Origin of the sequence: Serratia symbiotica (Periphyllus acericola) (assembly GCF_964019515.1) — a bacterium.
GTDB classification, from domain to species: domain Bacteria; phylum Pseudomonadota; class Gammaproteobacteria; order Enterobacterales; family Enterobacteriaceae; genus Serratia; species Serratia symbiotica_D.
In genome coordinates, this window is record NZ_OZ026452.1 from 1,214,266 (window position 1) to 1,234,413 (window position 20,148).

The window sequence follows — 20,148 nt, forward strand, 5'->3', positions numbered from 1 at the left end:
AAGGCCTAGAAAAATAGACCGTTAACATCCACGGGTGTCAACCGACGTCAACTGGAATCAATACGATTCTGGGGGCATAATAGATAGGGGGCATGGAATGGATGCTATTCTGGAGATGCCCCCAATGAAGCTAACAGCACGACAAGTAGACACCGCCAAGCCAAAAGAGAAGCCTTATAAGCTCTCTGATGGCGGTGGTCTGTATCTGGAAGTTGCACCCAATGGCTATCGCTATTGGCGCATGAAATACCGCATCAACGGTAAAGAAAAGCGCTTCTCCTTTTGCGTTTACCCTATTGTTTCGCTGGAGGTTGCACGAGACGAAAGAGTAAAGGCAAAGAGGGTACTCGCTGCAGGTGGTGATCCTGGGGAAGTCAAAGAAAGCCGGGAAGTTGGCTCAGAAACTCTCTATCGAGAATACCTTCGAAGCGATTGCTAGAAAGTAGCATAAATCCAAGGCTGACCGTTGGCCACTGCGCTACCGTGATGAAATTATTGATACCTTAGAGAAGGATATTTTCCCCTTTATCGGGAAGCTGCCCATCGCAGAAATCAAACCGATGGAGTTATTGGAAACGCTGAAACGTATGGAAAAACGCGGTGCGTTAGAGAAGATGCGTAAAGTGCGTCAGCGCAGCGGTGAAGTGTTCCATTATGCTATTATTACCGGACGGGCTGATTATAACCCTGCACCCGATCTGGCCTCGGCGCTCACCCCACCTAAGAAACAACATTTCCCTTTCCTAACGGCTCAGGAGTTGCCTTATTTTCTCACTGATCTAGCGGTCTACACCGGTAGTATAATTACCAAAACGGCTACCAGAATTATCATGCTGACGCTAGTAAGAACCCAGGAACTGAGATTTGCGCGCGGGCAGGATATCGATCTCGATAAAGGGATGTGGAACATACCGCCAGAAGTTATGAAAATAAAGCGACCACACGTCGTTCCCCTATCAACGCAAGTTGTCGATCTATTCGGTTCTCTTAAGTTAATGACCGGTGCTTATCCCTTGGTATTCATTGGGAGAAACGATCACCGTAAGCCAATCAGCAAATAAAGCCATGAATGGGTGAAATATGAAATAACTGTGAGTTACCAACGTCAGCAGCAATCTCACCAAGAGCTACTTCAGTATACGTAATACAGGATCTTCGTAAAGCAGGGCCATGGGTACCAGCCAAATGTGCGAGGGCTTTAATCAGAGATGTTCTTTTCTCTGAGCTAGCACCCGCCACCATAACAAAAGAACATGGCGGCGAGCTATCCAGACATGCACGAACATCAAGAGCTTCCTGTGTATCAGGGCTACCAATACGACTGGTCATGCAACCCTCTCACCATCAATTTCAGCCAGATCGACGGATATATCTTCAACCCCCCTCTTCCTGACCTTCTGCAATTTCTAGTTCCGGTTGGGCTATTTCAGCTTCAAGCCATTTCAATCCTTCAGAAATGTATGTCGGGACAGACCATTCATCCGGTTTTTTAAGAAGTAAATTCAGGGCAAAATCAGTTTTACTGAAGCTTTTTGAGGCTTTGTTGAATAAATCAGATTGGGAATAAAAGAGTCGCCTGAATGGGCATCTTTCAGGCAACGCGTACACTTTCTGGCATACCGGCAAGCGTCATCTTGTTTAATGCACAGATCATGGCCATAGCCTCTGCAACTTGCGCATCATAATCTCGGAGCGACAGGTGACCGGCGTTGTTGAATAAATCGAACTTTTGGCCGCCACGAGGATCAGATCACTCTCCTTCTGTCAAAATAGCGACATTCCGTGGCAAAGCAAAAGTTCGATTTATTCAACAACGCCCCAATAAGCAAACGCTGATGCAGAAACAGCGGGCTACACTGAGAAATTCTCATCGTCAGAATATAAAGCCCGTGCCGCTCGCCGCAACTTTGATATAACCAAGGTGGGGTTATGACCATGAATGCCGCAGTGGAATCGGTAAGAAAATCCCGTTAGAGATGGCTGGTAAGCAGCTATTCATCGTGAAATAATCCTAGTCATATGAAAGAAATCGCGTTTTTTGCACTATCAAGAGTAGTCCAAAGCATAAACGCAGACAGCCAGCCGTTGCCTGAACGCACTGTGCCAAGGAGATTGACCAGCATGTGCGCTAGCGTATTTTGCGTTGGCGTCTTATTGTGGCCGCTCGCCAGCCATGTTGCTGGAGACAGTAAATCTCAGCTCAAAGACATCCAACAAAGCATCGCCGAAAAAGAAAAGGTGGTGAAATAGCAGTTGCAACAGCGCAGATCATTGCAGGATAAACTCAGACAGCAGGAAAAGACCATCGCCCAAGTCAGTCGCAAAATGCGTGATACTCAGGGCGCGTTCAACCAGTTGGGTGAAGATATTTTCGGCCTGAATGCCTCCATCGCCAAGCGGCAAAAACAACAATCCATTCAGCAGAGTATACTCGCCAAACAGCTCGATGCTGCCTTTCGTCAGGGGCAGCACAGCCCAGATCAATTGATCCTCAGCGGTGAAGGAAAGTCAACGTAGCGAACGTATTCTGGCCTACTTCAGCTATTTGAACGAAGCACGTCAGCAAGCCATTGAAGAAATGAAAAACACTCGTAACGAACTGGTGGAGCAAAAAACTACTCTGGTGGCTAAACAAAACCAACAGAAAACGCTATTGTGCGAACAGCAGATGGTAGAACTGCGCCAAAACGAAATCCGCCTGCGCGATAAGATCGTCCGTGCCGAACGTGAAGCGCCTGGGGCCGCCAAGGTGCATGCTAAAGAACAGCAGGCAAAGAAAACCGGCACGCCTTATCAGCCAAGCGGGGCTGATCGTTCGCTGATGGCGCGTATTGGTGGCCTTGGCCGCACGGCGGGTCAGGCGGTATGGCCGGTACGGGGTTTCTACCCTGCAGAGCTTTGGCGAACCACTACATGGCGAGTTGCGCTGGAAAGGTATGGTGATCGAAGCAAGAGCAGGCAGTGAAATAAAAGCCATCGCTGATGGTCGCGTGTTGCTGGCCGACTGGCTACAGGGCTATGGCCTGGTGGTGGTGATCGAGCACGGGAAAGGCGACATGAGCCTGTATGGCTATAACCAGAGCGCACTAGTTAACGTCGGCACGCAGGTGCGTGCTGGTCAGCCAATTGCGCTGGTAGGCACGAGCGGTGGCCAAGGTACACCTTCGCTTTGTTTTGAAATTCATCGCCAAGGTCAGGTGGTTAACCCACTGCCGTGGTTGGGAAGATAGATTTGCGCGATTTAAAAATCCATACTGCCGTATTGATTGGCTGCCTGGTGCAGGTTTACGCCGTACAAGCTGGTAAACTATCCATCGTTATTGATGATGTGGGCTATCACCCACACGAGGAAAACGCGGTGTTACAGATGTCGGCGGCGGTTTCAGTCGCCGTGCTGCCTAATGCACCTTATGCACGCCTGATGGCCACCCGCGCCCATAGCCAGAACCGTGAAGTGTTGATCCACATGCCGATGGCCCCGTTCAGCAAGCAGCCGCTTGAACAGGATACGCTGCAACCTGACATGAGCAGCGAAGAAATCCAACGCATCATCCGCAATTCGGTGAATAATGTACCCTACGCGGTGGGAATGAATAACCACATGGGCAGTGCCATGACCTCAAGCCTGCCAGGCATGCAGAAAGTCATGCAGGCACTCACAAGCTACCGGCTCTATTTCCTCGACAGCCTGACTATTAGAAACAGCCAGGCTACTAGTGCCGCTATAGGCACCGGCGTGAAGGTGATCAAACGCAAGGTGTTTCTCGACGATACCGCCAAGGAGGCCGATATCCGCCACCAGTTCAACCGTGCGGTCGCGCTGGCGCGTCGCAACGGTTCCGCCATCGCCATCGGCCACCCACGCCCGGCAACGGTGAAAGTGCTACAGCAGATGCTCCCCGTGTTGCCAGCCAACATCGTGCTGGTCAAGCCAAGCTCACTGCTGAACGAACCGCAGGGTAGCAGCTACGTTCCACTGCTAGTCAAGGCGCAGAAGGACGAGTTCACCGGTAGTGTCAAGCAGTGCAAGGTCAAACTGCCGAAGGAAAAAGTTAGGGTGGCTACTATATTGGGCGTAATCGGTGACAGCTTGGCGGCTTCGCCACACGAAGAATTTATCAAACGCCTGTGGCATCGTTGGACAAATACGGGGCAGTATGAACCCAAAGCGTAAAACAGCTACATAAAAGACAGCTTAATTTACTTATCACCACAGAGCCACCCAAGATGGGTGAGTTGACCAGCCAACTATTGGGCAATTTCTTGCTGCGCCTATTTTCGGCCAGCCGCTGCGAAAAACAGGCACTGATGCCGTATATCAAACTGGAATGGGGTGCCAACTTTCACAAAGAGGAAAGCAGGATGCAGGCAGGCTATCAGGCAGGCTATAACGTTCTAATACTCACAGCGACTTCCGCGCACCTAACCCGACAGTTACTCGAAACCACCTATGCTGTCTGTCTACAGAACAGTGACCAGCAGACATTGATCCGGCAACTGCTGAAAATACCCTTAAATACCGCAGAATGAGGCGCTATAAACGCTTCAGACACTGGTGGCGGCATAAACTGCTCATTAAGCTGGTAAAGCAGAGCAGTGCCTTGATCTTGGGATTGTTAGAGTAATAACAGAAATCGAGTAGGAGGGAGTGTTAGAAATTCTGTGTCATTCCAGTAAAATACCGATAAAAAGTAATGATGTATGTTCCACCCCTTCGATGTTGATAAAGCTCTGAAAGCACTTCAGGATGGTCAGGTTCTAGCGGGTAAAAAGGCATCTTAACCACGCTGATCAGGCAGTTAACCGAAGTGCACTGGCTGCTGAACTCGACTCTCATCTGGCTTGGGACGTTGAAGCCAAGGTTCGCCAAGAAAACGGTCAAAACGCCAACCGGCGCTTTTGAGCTGGCCACTCTACGCGACCATAATGGTTCTTTTTAACCTCATCTCGTAAAAAAACATCAGACCACGCTGTCCGATAAAATCCAACGTAAGAACATCGGTATGTTCGCGCTGGGTATGAGCTATATAAAGACATCAGCCAGGAAATCGAAGATTTATAAGCATTCAGTGTCTCCAGTGCCACCCTCAGCGCCGTCACCGATAAAGTTATTCCTAGGTAGCAACGCCCACTAGAAACGGTGTATCCCCTTGCTGGCTGGATACGATCCACTATAAAATTCGTGAAGATGGGCGCTATCAAAGCAAGGCAGTTTACCCCGTTTTTGCGCTGGATCTAGCTATATGGTAAAAAAAGAGAGCCTGAGCCTCTATCTGTCTGACAATGAGGATGCTAAATTCTGGCTGTCGGTATTGACCGATCTACAAAATCGTGGCGTGAACGATATTCTGATTGCCTGCTTTGATGGCCTGATGGGGTTCCCAGCAGCGATAAACAGCATTTACCCAATACAGAAGTCCCGTTGTTAGTCATCCACCGGATCCGCAACTCAATTAAATATGTTGCCTCAAAGCACCACAAGGCGTTTATGGCTGATTTAAAAGCGGTTTACCCTAAGGTATAAAAAGAGGCAGCGGAAACTGTGCTGGATGAGTTGGAGGATACTCTTGCTGTTCGGCTAACGGGTGTGTAGAGAACATTCACCTCCATATCACCGTGTCACCGCTTCGGTCACCACAGCCAGCCCAGTTGTGCTAACGCGCAACACGCCATACCCGGCGCACTTGTCGTGCGCCTTTCGCTTTAGCAGAGGGCTATTTAATATGGCAGGGGCGGAGAGACTCGAACTCGCGACACCCGGTTTTGGAGACCGGTGCTCTACCAACTGAGCTACGCCCCTAAATTACGTCTAATACTGCGCCTGCTAAAGTTGGCAGACCTAATTCAATTAGGTGGCGGAACGGACGGGGCTCGAACCCGCGACCCCCTGCGTGACAGGCAGGTATTCTAGCCAACTGAACTACCGCTCCACCAGTTCTTCTACGTTGCATCATGCTAGCAAAATCGACTTGGCCTATTTTGCGTATTATCAGCGGTCATACTGATAACGTTTAATTTGATGCCTGGCAGTGTCCTACTCTCACATGGGGAGGCCCCACACTACCATCGGCGCTACGGCGTTTCACTGCTGAGTTCGGCATGGTATTCAGGTGGGGCCACCGCGCTATCGCCGCCAGGCAAAGTCTGTTTTATTCTCGGCCGTTACTGACGTAACCACCAGAACCAATCTCGGAACTTGCTGAAAATAACCTACCCCTGCCTCTAACACACCTTCGGTGTTGTAAGGTTAAGCCTCACGGCTCATTAGTACTGGTTAGCTCAAAGCATCGCTGCTCTTACACACCCAGCCTATCCACGTCTTCGTCTTAAACGTGCCTTCAGGGACCTCTCAGACCCAGGGAAGACTCATCTCGAGGCCAGTTTCGCGCTTAGATGCTTTCAGCGCTTATCTGTTCCGCACTTAGCTACCGGGCAATGCCATTGGCATAACAACCCGAACACCAGCGGTGCGTTCACTCCGGTCCTCTCGTACTAGGAGCAAACCCTCTCAATCTTCCAACGCCCACGGCAGATAGGGACCGAACTGTCTCACGACGTTCTAAACCCAGCTCGCGTACCACTTTAAATGGCGAACAGCCATACCCTTGGGACCTACTTCAGCCCCAGGATGTGATGAGCCGACATCGAGGTGCCAAACACCGCCGTCGATATGAACTCTTGGGCGGTATCACCCTGTTATCCCCGGAGTACCTTTTATCCGTTGAGCGATGGCCCTTCCATTCAGAACCACCGGATCACTAAGACCTACTTTCGTACCTGCTCGAGCCGTCACTCTCGCAGTCAAGCCAGCTTATGCCTTTGCACTAACCTCACGATGTCCGACCGTGATTAGCTGACCTTCGTGCTCCTCCGTTACTCTTTGGGAGGAGACCGCCCCAGTCAAACTACCCAACAGACACTGTCCTCACCCCGGGTCACGGGGCAAAGTTAGAGCATCAAACATTCAACCCGAAGGTGTCTCACTTCGCATTGCAAACAGGTGAGTATCACTATGACAACTTGACCCTTACCCCAATACATCTATGCAGGGGATAAGTTTCAGCCGTCATTTTTCAATTTTCAGCTTGTTCCAGATTGTTAAAGAGCAAAGTACTTCAGAGCATACTGTTGCCAGTACGCTCTGAAGTAGTGAAGCACCACACTCGGACTTTATGGTGGAGCTAAGCGGGATCGAACCGCTGACCTCCTGCGTGCAAGGCAGGCGCTCTCCCAGCTGAGCTATAGCCCCGTACAGTAACTTGTAGAGACTTTTGAGATCAAAGCTTCTTTTTTTCTAGGCAAGGTATGGTGTTGCGACGCATATTTAAATATGTGAGCGCTACCATGACGCAGCATAGAAGAGAAGTGGTAGGCCTGAGTGGACTTGAACCACCGACCTCACCCTTATCAGGGGTGCGCTCTAACCACCTGAGCTACAAGCCTATTAAGGTATTTCTGCTCGCTACTTTCATCAGACAATCTGTGTGAGCACGCCACACAAGTCAATATCTTTCGGTAAGGAGGTGATCCAACCGCAGGTTCCCCTACGGTTACCTTGTTACGACTTCACCCCAGTTATGAATCACAAAGTGGTAAGCGCCCTCCCGAAGGTTAAGCTACCTACTTCTTTTGCAACCCACTCCCATGGTGTGACGGGCGGTGTGTACAAGGCCCGGGAACGTATTCACCGCAGCATTCTGATCTACGATTACTAGCGATTCCGACTTCATGGAGTCGAGTTGCAGACTCCAATCCGGACTACGACGTACTTTGTGAGGTCCGCTTGCTCTCGCGAGGTCGCTTCTCTTTGTATACGCCATTGTAGCACGTGTGTAGCCCTACTCGTAAGGGCCATGATGACTTGACGTCATCCCCGCCTTCCTCCGGTTTATCACCGGCAGTCTCCTTTGAGTTCCCGACTTTAATCGCTGGCAACAAAGGATAAGGGTTGCGCTCGTTGCGGGACTTAACCCAACATTTCACAACACGAGCTGACGACAGCCATGCAGCACCTGTCTCAGAGCTCCCGAAGGCGCCCCTCCATCTCTGGAGAGTTCTCTGGATGTCAAGAGTAGGTAAGGTTCTTCGCGTTGCATCGAATTAAACCACATGCTCCACCGCTTGTGCGGGCCCCCGTCAATTCATTTGAGTTTTAACCTTGCGGCCGTACTCCCCAGGCGGTCGATTTAACGCGTTAGCTACGGAAGTTACCCCTCCAGGGCGCAACCTCCAAATCGACATCGTTTACGGCGTGGACTACCAGGGTATCTAATCCTGTTTGCTCCCCACGCTTTCGCACCTGAGCGTCAGTCTTTGTCCAGGGGGCCGCTTTCGCCACCGGTATTCCTCCAGATATCTACGCATTTCACCGCTACACCTGGAATTCTACCCCCCTCTACAAGACTCTAGCTTGCCAGTCTCAAATGCCGTTCCCACGTTGAGCGCGGGGATTTCACATCTGACTTAACAAACCGCCTGCGTGCGCTTTACGCCCAGTAATTCCGATTAACGCTTGCACCCTCCGTATTACCGCGGCTGCTGGCACGGAGTTAGCCGGTGCTTCTTCTGCGAGTAACGTCAATGCAATGTCTTATTAACACATTACCCTTCCTCCTCGCTGAAAGTGCTTTACAACCCGAAGGCCTTCTTCACACACGCGGCATGGCTGCATCAGGCTTGCGCCCATTGTGCAATATTCCCCACTGCTGCCTCCCGTAGGAGTCTGGACCGTGTCTCAGTTCCAGTGTGGCTGGTCATCCTCTCAGACCAGCTAGGGATCGTCGCCTAGGTGAGCCATTACCCCACCTAACAGCTAATCCCATCTGGGCACATCTGATGGCGTGAGGCCCGAAGGTCCCCCACTTTGGTCTTGCGACATTATGCGGTATTAGCTACCGTTTCCACTAGTTATCCCCCACCATCAGGCAGTTTCCCAAACATTACTCACCCGTCCGCCGCTCGTCACCCAGAGAGCAAGCTCTCTTGTGCTACCGCTCGACTTGCATGTGTTAGGCCTGCCGCCAGCGTTTAATCTGAGCCATGATCAAACTCTTCAATTGAAAGCTTGATATGCTTCAACGTGTGAAGCGCTGCTTAAAGATTTACTGCATGAATGTTACTTTAGTTAGTCACTCTTCAAGACTTGATATTTTTTCGTCCCAGAAAGGAAGGACGGGATATTGTCTTGTGGAGTGCCCACACAGATTGTCTGATAAATTGTTAAAGAGCGGTGGGTCAGCCGCAGCACAGCGGCAAGCTTGGGGTGGCGTACACTACGCTTTCCCTCTGAAGAGTCAAGCCATTATTTTGGCTTTTCCCTTGCTGATCCGGCGGCGTAGCTGCCGAAATACCGGGTCAGTGGGGGCGCATTATAGGGCGTTCTCGGCAGGCCGCAACAGGTATTTTCAACAAAAACGGTTGTTTGCTGCATTCCATAGCAACATCCCACCTTATACCCATTATCCCACCTTATACCCATTTGTGCACAAATTTATCCACAGGAGCGATTTGCACGGAAAATTTACGAGCGTCACGCAAACGTTTTCGCTACAATCCCCTGCGATAAAAACGTTCCCCCCCTTTAGGGAGCGTGACCTTAATTTGTGCCTGACCCCCCCCCTCATTAAGGTGGAAATTCACGTAACGCTCTATATTACGACTCCAAAAGCCAAGGGATAAAACCATGCAACAACCTCGTCCAATCCGCCGGGCTCTGCTCAGCGTGTCTGACAAAGCCGGTATTGTTGAATTCGCCGAAGCGCTGTTAAGCAGGGGCGTTGAACTGCTCTCAACTGGCGGCACCGCCCGCCTGCTGGCAGAGGCCAATTTGCCTGTTACCGAAGTTTCTGACTATACCGGTTTCCCGGAGATGATGGACGGACGAGTCAAGACCCTGCACCCTAAAATCCACGGCAGCATTCTCGGTCGCCGTGGTAAAGACGACACCATCATGAGACAACACGGTATTAAACCGATCGAAATGGTGGTAGTAAATCTGTATCCGTTTGCCCAAACCATAGCGCGCTTGGGCTGCTCACTGGAAGATGCGGTCGAAAACATCGATATCGGCGGCCCAACCATGATACGTTCCGCTGCCAAGAACCATCAAGATGTCGCCATCGTGGTAAAGAGTAGCGACTATGCTGCTATCATTACCGAGATGGATAACAACAGCGGTTCACTGCAATACGCTACCCGTTTCGATCTGGCGATCAAAGCCTTCGAACATACCGCTGCCTATGACAGCATGATCGCTAACTACTTTGGCACGTTGGTGCCAGCCTACCACGGTGATGCCAAACAACCCTCAGGCCGCTTCCCTCGCACCCTGAACCTTAACTACATCAAACAGCAGGATATGCGCTACGGTGAGAACACTCACCAGCAGGCTGCTTTTTATACAGAAGAGAACGTGCGAGAAGCTTCCGTGGCTACCGCTAACCAGTTGCAGGGTAAGGCGCTGTCGTACAACAATATCGCCGACACTGACGCCGCGCTGGAGTGCGTAAAAGAGTTCACCGAACCAGCCTGTGTGATCGTCAAACATGCCAATCCTTGCGGTGTGGCAATTGGCGACAACATTTTAGCGGCCTACAAGCGTGCTTATCAGACCGATCCTACCTCAGCGTTCGGCGGTATCATCGCCTTTAACCGTGAACTGGACGCCGCAACTGCGCAGGCCATCATCAGCTGCCAATTCGTGGAGGTGATTATCGCACCCTGCATCAGCCAAGAAGCCCGTACAGTGCTGGCGGTCAAACAGAACGTGCGTGTGCTGGCCTGCGGTCAGTGGCAGCATCGCGTTGCTGGCCTTGACTTCAAACGCGTTAACGGCGGTCTGGTGGTGCAAGATCGTGATCTGGGCATGGTGAATGAAGACGATCTTCGCGTAGTGTCTGAGCGCCAGCCAAGCGCACAGGAGTTACGCGATGCGCTGTTCTGCTGGAAGGTGGCCAAGTTCGTGAAGTCCAATGCTATCATCTATGCGCGCGGCAATATGACTATTGGTATAGGTGCCGGACAGATGAGTCGCGTGTATTCAGCTAAGATCGCCGGTATCAAGGCGGCAGACGAGGGTCTGGAAGTGAAAGGTTCTGCAATGGCGTCTGACGCCTTCTTCCCGTTTCGCGATGGCATTGATGCTGCTGCTGCGATCGGCATCACTTGTGTGATCCAGCCGGGCGGTTCGATCAGAGATGACGAAGTGATTACTGCCGCCAATGAGCATGGCATGGCGATGATCTTCACTGACATGCGCCACTTCCGCCATTAATCCCTTTTATTTCGTGTGCTACGGTGCACGCTATTCGTGGAGCATTTGATGAATATTTTAATTATCGGTAACGGCGGGCGTGAGCATGCGCTAGCCTGGAAAGCTGCCCAGTCGCCGCTGGCGGATAAAGTCTTTGTCGCGCCGGGCAACGCTGGCACCGCGCTGGAAGCCAAGCTGGAAAATGTGGCGATCTCTTCCATCGATATCCCGGCACTGCTTGCCTTTGCTCAGAGCCATGATATCGGCCTGACCATTGTTGGCCCAGAAGCGCCGCTAGTTATTGGTGTGGTTGACGCCTTCCAGGCCTCTGGCCTGAAAATCTTCGGGCCTTCGCAGGCAGCCGCTCAATTGGAAGGTTCCAAAGCCTTCACTAAAGATTTCCTGGCACGCCACAACATTCCCAGCGCTGAATACCAGCACTTCACTGAAGTTGAACCGGCGCTAGCTTACATCCTGAGTAAAGGCGTGCCAATCGTTATTAAGGCCGATGGCCTGGCAGCTGGCAAAGGCGTAATCGTTGCCATGACGCTGGCTGAAGCGGAAGACACAGTGCAGGATATGCTGGCCGGCAACGCTTTCGGTGACGCCGGCCACTGCATCGTGGTGGAGGAGTTCCTTGCCGGTGAAGAAGCCAGCTTTATTGTGATGGTTGATGGTGAACATGTGGTGCCGATGGCCACCAGCCAGGATCACAAGCGCGTCGGCGATGGCGATACCGGCCTGAACACCGGTGGCATGGGTGCTTACTCTCCGGCACCCGTAGTGACTGACGAAATCCACGAGCGCGCCATGGATCAGGTGATCTGGCCAACGGTGCGTGGCATGGCGGCGGAAGGCAACATTTACGTTGGCTTTCTGTATGCCGGGCTAATGATCTCTGCCGATGGTCAGCCGAAAGTGATTGAGTTCAATTGTCGCTTCGGCGATCCTGAAACCCAGCCAATCATGCTACGCCTGCGTTCCGACTTGGTAGAGCTGTGTCTGACGGGAGCAGAAGGCAAACTGGGCGAGAAAACCTCCGACTGGGATGAACGCCCTGCTCTTGGCGTAGTGATGGCGGCCTGTGGCTATCCGGGCAATTACCACAGCGGCGAGGTCATTCAGGGGCTGTCACAGCAGGAATATGCTGACGGTAAAGTGTTCCATGCTGGTACATGCATGCAGGGTGATGATGAGGTAGTAACCAGCGGTGGCCGAGTACTCTGTGTGACTGCACTGGGCGCAACGGTTGAACAAGCGCAGCAACGCGCTTATCAGTTGACGGCAGGCATTCAGTGGCCAGGCAGCTTCTGTCGCAAGGATATCGGCTATCGGGCGATCGCACGCGGCAAGTGATCTGAATACCTGACACACATACAGGCTCCGCACTGCGGGGCCTCCTATAGTTGATCCTCGTTGGTTCCCAGCGGCATAAGTCGTCGTTTGCCACTAGCAGCAGTGCACGCCATTTTGGCGCGTCTAACCAAGCGATATTCACCAGTTAGCCGCTGTTGCGCGCCCACTGTTCAATCCAGGCTTCGGAATTAGCAATCAATCCCGGTTTCAACCACTGCCCATCGCAGGTTTGTACCTCACCCCGCAGCCAACGCCCTTGCAACAGTTTAACTTTGCCTCTGCGCGCAGGGCATCACTTACCTCAAGGAGACGCAGCGCCTGGTACTGATACAGTGCGATTTCGTCGCTGGACAATTGCTCGCGTCGGGTCGCCAGTTGGCGCTGCATAAAGCTCACTGTGCCGTCATCGGCAAAGCGTAGCTGGGTGGAATCCCAACGACCATCAGCGTCGCTACCGAACAGGCGATCAACAACTGATAGCCACGCTGACGCGCCTGACGCTCCAGATAGTTGGCGATACGGGTATAACTGGTATTTTTCCAAATCCGGTATCACCAAGCCGATAGAGCGGGTTCTTCCGGCACGCAATCCTGCGGCGACAGCATTAGGGTGATAGTTATTTTCCTTGACTACGGCCATCACTTTTTCGACGGTTTTATCGCTGACACGATACCGCTTTGCTTTGCCATTGATAACATAGCTGGCCGTTGTGCGCGAAACACCCGCGAGGCGGGCGATTTCATCCAATTTCACGTTAACCCGGCTTTGTTGAATAAATAGGATTTGGAATAAAGAGTTCCCTGAATGTGCATCTTTCAGGCGAGGCGTATACTTTCTGGCATACCGGCGATCCTCATCTTGTTTAATGCACAGATCATGGCCAGCGCCTCTGCAACTTGCCCATCATAATATCGCAGCGACAGGTGACCACCAAATAGCTGTTTTACTCTGTACCTCGCTGTTGCCGCTATCGAACGTCGGTGGTAGCCTGTGATACTTTTCCACCGTGTGTTGTCTCTGGTAACGTGCTGGTTCGCCACCGCTTGATTTCGCTCTGCATAGTCTGCCAACCAATAACGGGCTCCGCTGCTGGGCGGTATTAACGCCCTGAGCCTCTTGCGCCTTAACTCATCATCACACACTCGCGTATCCTAAGCCCGATCCGCCGAGGCGACTTTGATTTTACGGTACCTCTGACGGATGAGACCTGGGAAGGCTTCCATATCGGTAACATTGCTCAAGGAAAGGTCAGCACAGATGACCTGATGTGTTTCTGTATCTACGGCCAAATGCAGTTTTCGCCAGATCCGCCGTTTTTCCTGACCGTGTTTTTTTGCCATCCACTCGCCTTAACCCAACACGTTGAGCCCGCTAGAGTCGATAACGAGGTGCGCAATTTCACCCGGCGTTGGGGTTTTAAACGGGACATGGCCGGACTTCGCCCGCTTACTGATGCAGGTGTCGTCCGGGTAGTTCAACGGCACTTTGATCAGTGTGACAATGGAGTCGACGAAGCCCTGGAGGGCGCGAAGTGTTAGGCCGAAAATCCGTTTCAGCATCAATACGCTGGTGATTGCCATATCGGAATAATGTGGTGGGCGACCACGCAGAGAAGGTTTTGCCTCGCAGTACCAGGCGTGAAGTACCGTTTCATCCCCCCAGCAAGTGAGTAAACCCCGAGTGATAAGGGCGTTGTTGTAAGCCTTCCAGTTGGTGATGTTGAACTTTTGCTGGGCCACGGAATGTCGCTATGTTGACAGAAGGAGAGTGATCTGATCCTCGTCCCTGCCAAAAGTTCGATTTATTCAACAACGCCTTATACCCATCATATTTCACGTTGCTTGTGCGTTAGCTTTCCCCGCTCACCCCCGTTACTTAATGGGGTAAACACCTGGGGATCTACTGCGTTGCCGACTTCCTGCAACGCGAAATTTTTAGGGTATAGCTGCATCCGCTATTTATCGCCACTTTAAGTTACGCAGCAACCACACTTTGCGTGCTGGTCGCCCAATAAAAACTTGGTCTGTTTACTTTCTCCCCTTCTGTTACCTAATTACCACGCTTTAGTGAAGACAGATCTTGCGATGGATCTTTCATCGCTAGATCCTCATCAACTGCTGACTCGACACAGTAGATCGGTTACAATTACATTACAGGCTATTTTTAGTGGGTCGGCACCCTCTGATCCCCTCTTTAGAATCCCTCAGGGGAATGGCACAATACCCCGCGTTCGTCATTAAGGTAACTAGTTGAATATTCAGGTTTTTCTCTCAGATAAAGTCAACCAAGCACTGATTGCCGCAGGCGCGCCAGCAGATTGCGAAGCGCAGGTACGTCAGTCAGCCAAAGCGCAATTTGGTAATTACCAGGTCAACGGCGTGATGTCGGCTGCCAAGAAACTTGGCATGCCACCGCGCCAACTGGCAGAAAAAGTGCTGCAATTGTTGGAGCTTGGTGACATCGCTAGCAAAGTGGAGATCGCTGGCCCCGGCTTTATCAATGTTTTCCTGAACAGTGCATGGCTAGCCCGCCAGATCGATTGGGTGTTGAACGTCCCAAAACTCGGTGTTACAGCGGTTGAACCGCAAACTATTGTTATCGATTACTCGGCACCAAATGTGGCTAAAGAGATGCATGTCGGTCACTTGCGCTCTACCATTATCGGTGACGCTGCCGCGCGTACTCTGGAATTTTTGGGTCACAACGTGATCCGCGCCAACCATGTAGGCGATTGGGGCACCCAATTCGGCATGCTGATCGCCTATCTAGAAAAAATGCAGAATGAAAATGCCAGCGACATGGGTCTGTCCGATCTGGAAAAGTTCTATCGCCAAGCCAAGAAACATTATGATAAAGATAGCGAATTCGCCGCGCGCGCCCGCGCCTACGTGGTCAAGCTACAAGGCGGCGACCCTTACTGCCAGAAAATGTGGCGTAAGCTTGTCGATATCACCATGGCACAAAACCAGCTCATCTATAACCGCCTGAACGTAACCCTGACTGAAGGCGACGTGATGGGCGAAAGCCTCTACAACGCAATGCTGCCAGGCATCGTCGCCGATCTGAAGGCCAAAGGGCTGGCGGTGGAAAGCGAAGATGCCACCGTGGTATTCCTTGATGAATACCAGAACAAGGATGGGGAGCCGATGGGCGTCATCATCCAGAAAAAGGATAACGGCTACCTATATACCACCACCGATCTCGCCTGTGCCAAATACCGTTACGAAACCCTGGGTGCCAACCGTGTGCTGTACTACACCGATTCACGCCAGCATCAGCACCTGATGCAAGCCTGGGCTATCGTGCGCAAAGCGGGCTATGTGCCGGAGTCCGTTTCACTGGAACACCACTTGTTGGGCATGATGTTAGGCAAAGATGGCAAGCCGTTTAAAACCCGCGCTGGTGGAACAGTGAAACTGTCTGATCTGTTAGATGAAGCCATCGAACGCGCCGGGCAGTTGATCGCGAGCAAAAATCCTCATATGCCAGCACAAGAAATAACTCAACTGGCTCGCGTGGTCGGCATCGGCGCAGTGAAATACTCTGACCTATCAAAAAGCCGAACCACTGACTATATCTTCAACTGGGATAACATGCTGGCCTTCGAAGGCAATACCGCACCTTATATGCAATACGCCTATACCCGCATCGTGTCGGTATTCAAACGCGCAGGGATTGACGAAAGCAACCTAACCCTGCTTCTGGTAATGAGCGAAGAGCATGAAATCGCCTTGGCAACGCGCCTGCTACAGTTTGAAGAGGCACTCACTGCGGTGGCGCGTGAAGGTACACCGCATATCATGTGTAGCTACCTGTACGAGCTGGCTGGGCTGTTCTCCAGCTTCTATGAACACTGCCAGATCCTCAATGGCGACAATGAAGTAGTGCGTCAGAGTCGCTTAAAGTTGGCTCTGCTGACATCCAGAACACTGAAAACCGGCCTGGATACGTTGGGTATCGAAACCGTTGAACGCATGTGAGCCATGTCGTTCGCTCGATAGCAAAAAGGGTCACCATGGTGGCTAATGCTGTTCGTTTAAGGCATCAGGTGACCTTCACACATGCCATTGCTGTGGCACAGCGGCCAGCATTTCATTGACATCCTCCACACTATAAATGATGTGGAGGATATCAAATCCTTTCGTAGTTATAGCAGCAAGAAATTAGCGTTAACTCAACGTCTGCGATGCTGTAAACAAGTCTATGTTCTCTATCTATACACAGTGAATACAGAGCAGAATTTTTGTGGTGACGACGTCGTTCCAGCTTACTGATGCCAGTAAACGGATTGGTATTAGTGACCTTAGTAAACCGGCAGACACGCCCATCGACCTTTACGTTATTTTCTTGCAAATATGGCTTTGTTGAATAAATCGGATTTGGAATTCGGATTTGGAATTCGGATTTGGAATAAAGAGTCCCCTGAATGGGCAGCTTTCAGGCAAGGCGTACACTTTCTGGCATACCGGCGAGCGTCATCTTGTTTAATGCACAGATTATGTGCCAGCGCCTCTGCAACTTGCCCATCATAATCTCGCAGCGACAGGTGACCACCAAATAGCTGTTTTACTCTATACCTCGATGTTGCCGCTATCGAACGTCGGTGGTAGCCTGTGATACTTTTCCACCGTGTGTTGTCTCCGGTAACGCGCTGGTTCACCACCGCTTGATTTCGCTCTGCATAGTCTGCCGACCAATAACGGGCTCCGCTGCTGGGCGGTATTAACGCCTTGAGCTTCTTGCCCCTTAACTCATCATCACACACTCGCGTATCCTAAGCCCGATCCGCTGAGGCGACTTTGATTTTACGGTACCTCTGACGGATGAGACCTGGGAAGGCTTCGGTATCGGTGACATTGCTCAAGGAAAGGTCAGCACAGATGACCTCATGTGTTTCTGTATCTACGGCCAAATGCAATTTTCGCCAGATCCGCCGTTTTTCCTGACCGTATTTTTTTACTTTCCACTCCCCTTCACCCAACACGTTGAGCCCGCTAGAGTCGATAACGAGGTGCGCAATTTCACCCGGCGTTGCGGTTTTAAACGGGACATGGCCGGACTTTGCCCGCTTACTGATGCAGGTGTCGTCCGGGCAGTTCAACGGCACTTTGATCAGTGTGACAATGGAGTCGACAAAGCCCTGGAGGGCGCGAAGTGTCAGGCCGAAAATCCGTTTCAGCATCAATACGCTGGTGATTGCCATATCGGAATAATGTTGTCGGCGACCACGCAGAGAAGGTTTTGCCTCGCAGTACCAGGCGTGAAGTGCCGTTTCATCCCCCCAGCAAGTGAGTGAACCCCGAGTGATAAGGGCGTTGTTGTAATCCTTCCAGTTGGTGTTGTTGAACTTTTGCTGGGCCACGGAATGTCGCTATTTTGACAGAAGGAGAGTGATCTGATCCGCGTGCCGGCCAAAAGTTAGATTTATTCAACAACGCCCCCTTTTGCTTAAAAAAACGTGTTTAAAAATTTTTTTGCATTTAGGTGTTGCGGCCTGCTGAGAACGCCCTATAATGCGCCCCCACTGACCCGGTATTTCGGCAGCTACGCCGCCGGATCAGCAAGGGAAAAGCCAAAATAATGGCTTGACTCTTCAGAGGGAAAGCGTAGTGTACGCCACCCCAAGCTTGCCGCTGTGCTGCGGCTGACCCACCGCTCTTTAACAATTTATCAGACAATCTGTGTGGGCACTCCACAAGACAATATCCCGTCCTTCCTTTCTGGGACGAAAAAATATCAAGTCTTGAAGAGTGACTAACTAAAGTAACATTCATGCAGTAAATCTTTAAGCAGCGCTTCACACGTTGAAGCATATCAAGCTTTCAATTGAAGAGTTTGATCATGGCTCAGATTAAACGCTGGCGGCAGGCCTAACACATGCAAGTCGAGCGGTAGCACAAGAGAGCTTGCTCTCTGGGTGACGAGCGGCGGACGGGTGAGTAATGTTTGGGAAACTGCCTGATGGTGGGGGATAACTAGTGGAAACGGTAGCTAATACCGCATAATGTCGCAAGACCAAAGTGGGGGACCTTCGGGCCTCACGCCATCAGATGTGCCCAGATGGGATTAGCTGTTAGGTGGGGTAATGGCTCACCTAGGCGACGATCCCTAGCTGGTCTGAGAGGATGACCAGCCACACTGGAACTGAGACACGGTCCAGACTCCTACGGGAGGCAGCAGTGGGGAATATTGCACAATGGGCGCAAGCCTGATGCAGCCATGCCGCGTGTGTGAAGAAGGCCTTCGGGTTGTAAAGCACTTTCAGCGAGGAGGAAGGGTAATGTGTTAATAAGACATTGCATTGACGTTACTCGCAGAAGAAGCACCGGCTAACTCCGTGCCAGCAGCCGCGGTAATACGGAGGGTGCAAGCGTTAATCGGAATTACTGGGCGTAAAGCGCACGCAGGCGGTTTGTTAAGTCAGATGTGAAATCCCCGCGCTCAACGTGGGAACGGCATTTGAGACTGGCAAGCTAGAGTCTTGTAGAGGGGGGTAGAATTCCAGGTGTAGCGGTGAAATGCGTAGATATCTGGAGGAATACCGGTGGCGAAAGCGGCCCCCTGGACAAAGACTGACGCTCAGGTGCGAAAGCGTGGGGAGCAAACAGGATTAGATACCCTGGTAGTCCACGCCGTAAACGATGTCGATTTGGAGGTTGCGCCCTGGAGGGGTAACTTCCGTAGCTAACGCGTTAAATCGACCGCCTGGGGAGTACGGCCGCAAGGTTAAAACTCAAATGAATTGACGGGGGCCCGCACAAGCGGTGGAGCATGTGGTTTAATTCGATGCAACGCGAAGAACCTTACCTACTCTTGACATCCAGAGAACTCTCCAGAGATGGAGGGGCGCCTTCGGGAGCTCTGAGACAGGTGCTGCATGGCTGTCGTCAGCTCGTGTTGTGAAATGTTGGGTTAAGTCCCGCAACGAGCGCAACCCTTATCCTTTGTTGCCAGCGATTAAAGTCGGGAACTCAAAGGAGACTGCCGGTGATAAACCGGAGGAAGGCGGGGATGACGTCAAGTCATCATGGCCCTTACGAGTAGGGCTACACACGTGCTACAATGGCGTATACAAAGAGAAGCGACCTCGCGAGAGCAAGCGGACCTCACAAAGTACGTCGTAGTCCGGATTGGAGTCTGCAACTCGACTCCATGAAGTCGGAATCGCTAGTAATCGTAGATCAGAATGCTGCGGTGAATACGTTCCCGGGCCTTGTACACACCGCCCGTCACACCATGGGAGTGGGTTGCAAAAGAAGTAGGTAGCTTAACCTTCGGGAGGGCGCTTACCACTTTGTGATTCATAACTGGGGTGAAGTCGTAACAAGGTAACCGTAGGGGAACCTGCGGTTGGATCACCTCCTTACCGAAAGATATTGACTTGTGTGGCGTGCTCACACAGATTGTCTGATGAAAGTAGCGAGCAGAAATACCTTAATAGGCTTGTAGCTCAGGTGGTTAGAGCGCACCCCTGATAAGGGTGAGGTCGGTGGTTCAAGTCCACTCAGGCCTACCACTTCTCTTCTATGCTGCGTCATGGT

10 protein-coding genes, 5 tRNA genes, 3 rRNA genes, 9 pseudogenes and 1 other annotated feature are annotated in these 20,148 nt (G+C 51.6%); of the genes and pseudogenes, 11 read left to right on the forward strand and 16 right to left on the reverse strand.

Features of this window, described 5'->3' with window-relative positions; genetic code table 11:
- Positions 1 to 124 precede the first annotated feature (124 nt).
- Positions 125 to 1,058: pseudogene (locus tag AACL06_RS06615) on the forward strand (tyrosine-type recombinase/integrase); the annotation flags it as partial.
- A 316-nt stretch (positions 1,059 to 1,374) separates the two neighbouring features.
- On the opposite strand, the gene AACL06_RS06620 reads toward AACL06_RS06615, so the two are convergent.
- Together AACL06_RS06620 and AACL06_RS06625 are read right to left on the reverse strand one after the other, a co-directional pair.
- A complete protein-coding gene (locus AACL06_RS06620; protein WP_339036543.1) occupies positions 1,375 to 1,608 on the reverse strand; it encodes a hypothetical protein in 234 nt (77 codons plus the stop codon).
- Positions 1,592 to 1,705: pseudogene (locus AACL06_RS06625) on the reverse strand (IS5/IS1182 family transposase); the annotation flags it as partial. The pseudogene AACL06_RS06625 and the gene AACL06_RS06620, both read right to left, overlap by 17 nt.
- Positions 1,706 to 1,709: 4 nt before the next feature.
- Between AACL06_RS06625 and AACL06_RS06630 the strand changes: the two are divergent.
- The 5 genes and pseudogenes from AACL06_RS06630 to AACL06_RS06650 all read left to right on the forward strand — a co-directional run.
- Positions 1,710 to 1,916 (forward strand): hypothetical protein, encoded by a 207-nt coding sequence (locus AACL06_RS06630; RefSeq protein WP_339036544.1) that lies wholly within the window; start codon positions 1,710 to 1,712, stop codon positions 1,914 to 1,916.
- A gap of 205 nt (positions 1,917 to 2,121) precedes the next feature.
- Positions 2,122 to 3,230, forward strand: a pseudogene (gene envC, locus AACL06_RS06635) (murein hydrolase activator EnvC).
- Positions 3,231 to 3,232: 2 nt separating this feature from the next.
- Complete coding sequence (locus AACL06_RS06640; protein ID WP_339036545.1) at positions 3,233 to 4,174, forward strand: divergent polysaccharide deacetylase family protein; 942 nt, start codon at positions 3,233 to 3,235, stop codon at positions 4,172 to 4,174.
- A pseudogene (locus AACL06_RS06645) lies at positions 4,171 to 4,530 on the forward strand (HTH-type transcriptional regulator HdfR); the annotation flags it as partial. The gene AACL06_RS06640 and the pseudogene AACL06_RS06645, both read left to right, overlap by 4 nt.
- Positions 4,531 to 4,701: 171 nt before the next feature.
- Positions 4,702 to 5,521, forward strand: a pseudogene (locus tag AACL06_RS06650) (IS256 family transposase); the annotation flags it as partial.
- Positions 5,522 to 5,724: 203 nt separating this feature from the next.
- On the opposite strand, the gene AACL06_RS06655 reads toward AACL06_RS06650, so the two are convergent.
- The 6 genes from AACL06_RS06655 to AACL06_RS06680 form a co-directional block, all read right to left on the reverse strand.
- Positions 5,725 to 5,800 (reverse strand) — tRNA-Trp (locus tag AACL06_RS06655).
- Positions 5,801 to 5,853: 53 nt separating this feature from the next.
- Positions 5,854 to 5,930, reverse strand: a tRNA-Asp gene (locus tag AACL06_RS06660).
- A 91-nt stretch (positions 5,931 to 6,021) separates the two neighbouring features.
- A 5S ribosomal RNA gene (rrf, locus tag AACL06_RS06665) occupies positions 6,022 to 6,138 on the reverse strand.
- Positions 6,139 to 6,256: 118 nt separating this feature from the next.
- Positions 6,257 to 7,100: a sequence feature (23S ribosomal RNA rRNA prediction is too short), on the reverse strand.
- 73 nt (positions 7,101 to 7,173) lie between these two features.
- Positions 7,174 to 7,249, reverse strand: a tRNA-Ala gene (locus tag AACL06_RS06670).
- 117 nt (positions 7,250 to 7,366) lie between these two features.
- A tRNA-Ile gene (locus AACL06_RS06675) sits at positions 7,367 to 7,443 on the reverse strand.
- A gap of 73 nt (positions 7,444 to 7,516) precedes the next feature.
- Positions 7,517 to 9,059: ribosomal RNA gene (locus AACL06_RS06680) — 16S ribosomal RNA — on the reverse strand.
- Between the two features lie 623 nt (positions 9,060 to 9,682).
- Here AACL06_RS06680 and purH point away from each other — a divergent pair.
- Together purH and purD are read left to right on the forward strand one after the other, a co-directional pair.
- On the forward strand, positions 9,683 to 11,272 hold the full coding sequence (gene purH, locus AACL06_RS06685; protein ID WP_339036546.1) for a bifunctional phosphoribosylaminoimidazolecarboxamide formyltransferase/IMP cyclohydrolase: 1,590 nt from the start codon (positions 9,683 to 9,685) through the stop codon (positions 11,270 to 11,272).
- A gap of 48 nt (positions 11,273 to 11,320) precedes the next feature.
- Positions 11,321 to 12,607 (forward strand): phosphoribosylamine--glycine ligase, encoded by a 1,287-nt coding sequence (purD, locus tag AACL06_RS06690; protein ID WP_339036547.1) that lies wholly within the window; start codon positions 11,321 to 11,323, stop codon positions 12,605 to 12,607.
- A 118-nt stretch (positions 12,608 to 12,725) separates the two neighbouring features.
- On the opposite strand, the pseudogene AACL06_RS06695 reads toward purD, so the two are convergent.
- The 5 genes and pseudogenes from AACL06_RS06695 to AACL06_RS06715 form a co-directional block, all read right to left on the reverse strand.
- Positions 12,726 to 12,869 (reverse strand): annotated as a pseudogene (locus tag AACL06_RS06695) (DUF1481 domain-containing protein); the annotation flags it as partial.
- The gene (locus AACL06_RS06700; protein WP_339038328.1) at positions 12,815 to 12,994 is read right to left on the reverse strand and encodes a DUF1481 domain-containing protein; all 180 of its coding nucleotides are present in this window, start codon (positions 12,992 to 12,994) and stop codon (positions 12,815 to 12,817) included. The gene AACL06_RS06700 and the pseudogene AACL06_RS06695, both read right to left, overlap by 55 nt.
- Positions 12,995 to 13,062: 68 nt before the next feature.
- Positions 13,063 to 13,360 (reverse strand): annotated as a pseudogene (locus tag AACL06_RS06705) (LacI family DNA-binding transcriptional regulator); the annotation flags it as partial.
- Between the two features lie 62 nt (positions 13,361 to 13,422).
- A pseudogene (locus AACL06_RS06710) lies at positions 13,423 to 14,325 on the reverse strand (IS5 family transposase).
- Positions 14,258 to 14,419 carry a hypothetical protein gene (locus tag AACL06_RS06715; RefSeq protein ID WP_339036548.1) on the reverse strand — a complete coding sequence of 54 codons (162 nt, stop codon included), beginning with the start codon at positions 14,417 to 14,419 and terminating at the stop codon, positions 14,258 to 14,260. Before AACL06_RS06715 ends, AACL06_RS06710 begins: the two are co-directional and overlap by 68 nt.
- 437 nt (positions 14,420 to 14,856) lie before the next feature.
- Between AACL06_RS06715 and argS the strand changes: the two genes are divergently transcribed.
- Positions 14,857 to 16,587: an arginine--tRNA ligase gene (gene argS / locus AACL06_RS06720; RefSeq protein ID WP_339036549.1), complete on the forward strand. Its 1,731-nt coding sequence runs from the start codon at positions 14,857 to 14,859 to the stop codon at positions 16,585 to 16,587.
- A 151-nt stretch (positions 16,588 to 16,738) separates the two neighbouring features.
- On the opposite strand, the gene AACL06_RS10620 is transcribed toward argS, so the two are convergent.
- From AACL06_RS10620 to AACL06_RS06730, 3 genes and pseudogenes are all read right to left on the reverse strand, one after another.
- Positions 16,739 to 16,960 carry a type II toxin-antitoxin system YoeB family toxin gene (locus AACL06_RS10620; RefSeq protein ID WP_425336899.1) on the reverse strand — a complete coding sequence of 74 codons (222 nt, stop codon included), beginning with the start codon at positions 16,958 to 16,960 and terminating at the stop codon, positions 16,739 to 16,741.
- Positions 16,961 to 17,044: 84 nt separating this feature from the next.
- Positions 17,045 to 17,915 (reverse strand): annotated as a pseudogene (locus AACL06_RS06725) (IS5 family transposase).
- Positions 17,881 to 18,042, reverse strand: a complete 162-nt coding sequence (locus AACL06_RS06730) for a hypothetical protein (RefSeq protein ID WP_339036550.1) — start codon at positions 18,040 to 18,042, stop codon at positions 17,881 to 17,883. Before AACL06_RS06730 ends, AACL06_RS06725 begins: the two are co-directional and overlap by 35 nt.
- 388 nt (positions 18,043 to 18,430) lie before the next feature.
- Here AACL06_RS06730 and AACL06_RS06735 point away from each other — a divergent pair.
- A 16S ribosomal RNA gene (locus AACL06_RS06735) occupies positions 18,431 to 19,973 on the forward strand.
- 73 nt (positions 19,974 to 20,046) lie between these two features.
- Positions 20,047 to 20,123, forward strand: a tRNA-Ile gene (locus AACL06_RS06740).
- The last annotated feature ends 25 nt before the right edge of the window (positions 20,124 to 20,148 follow it).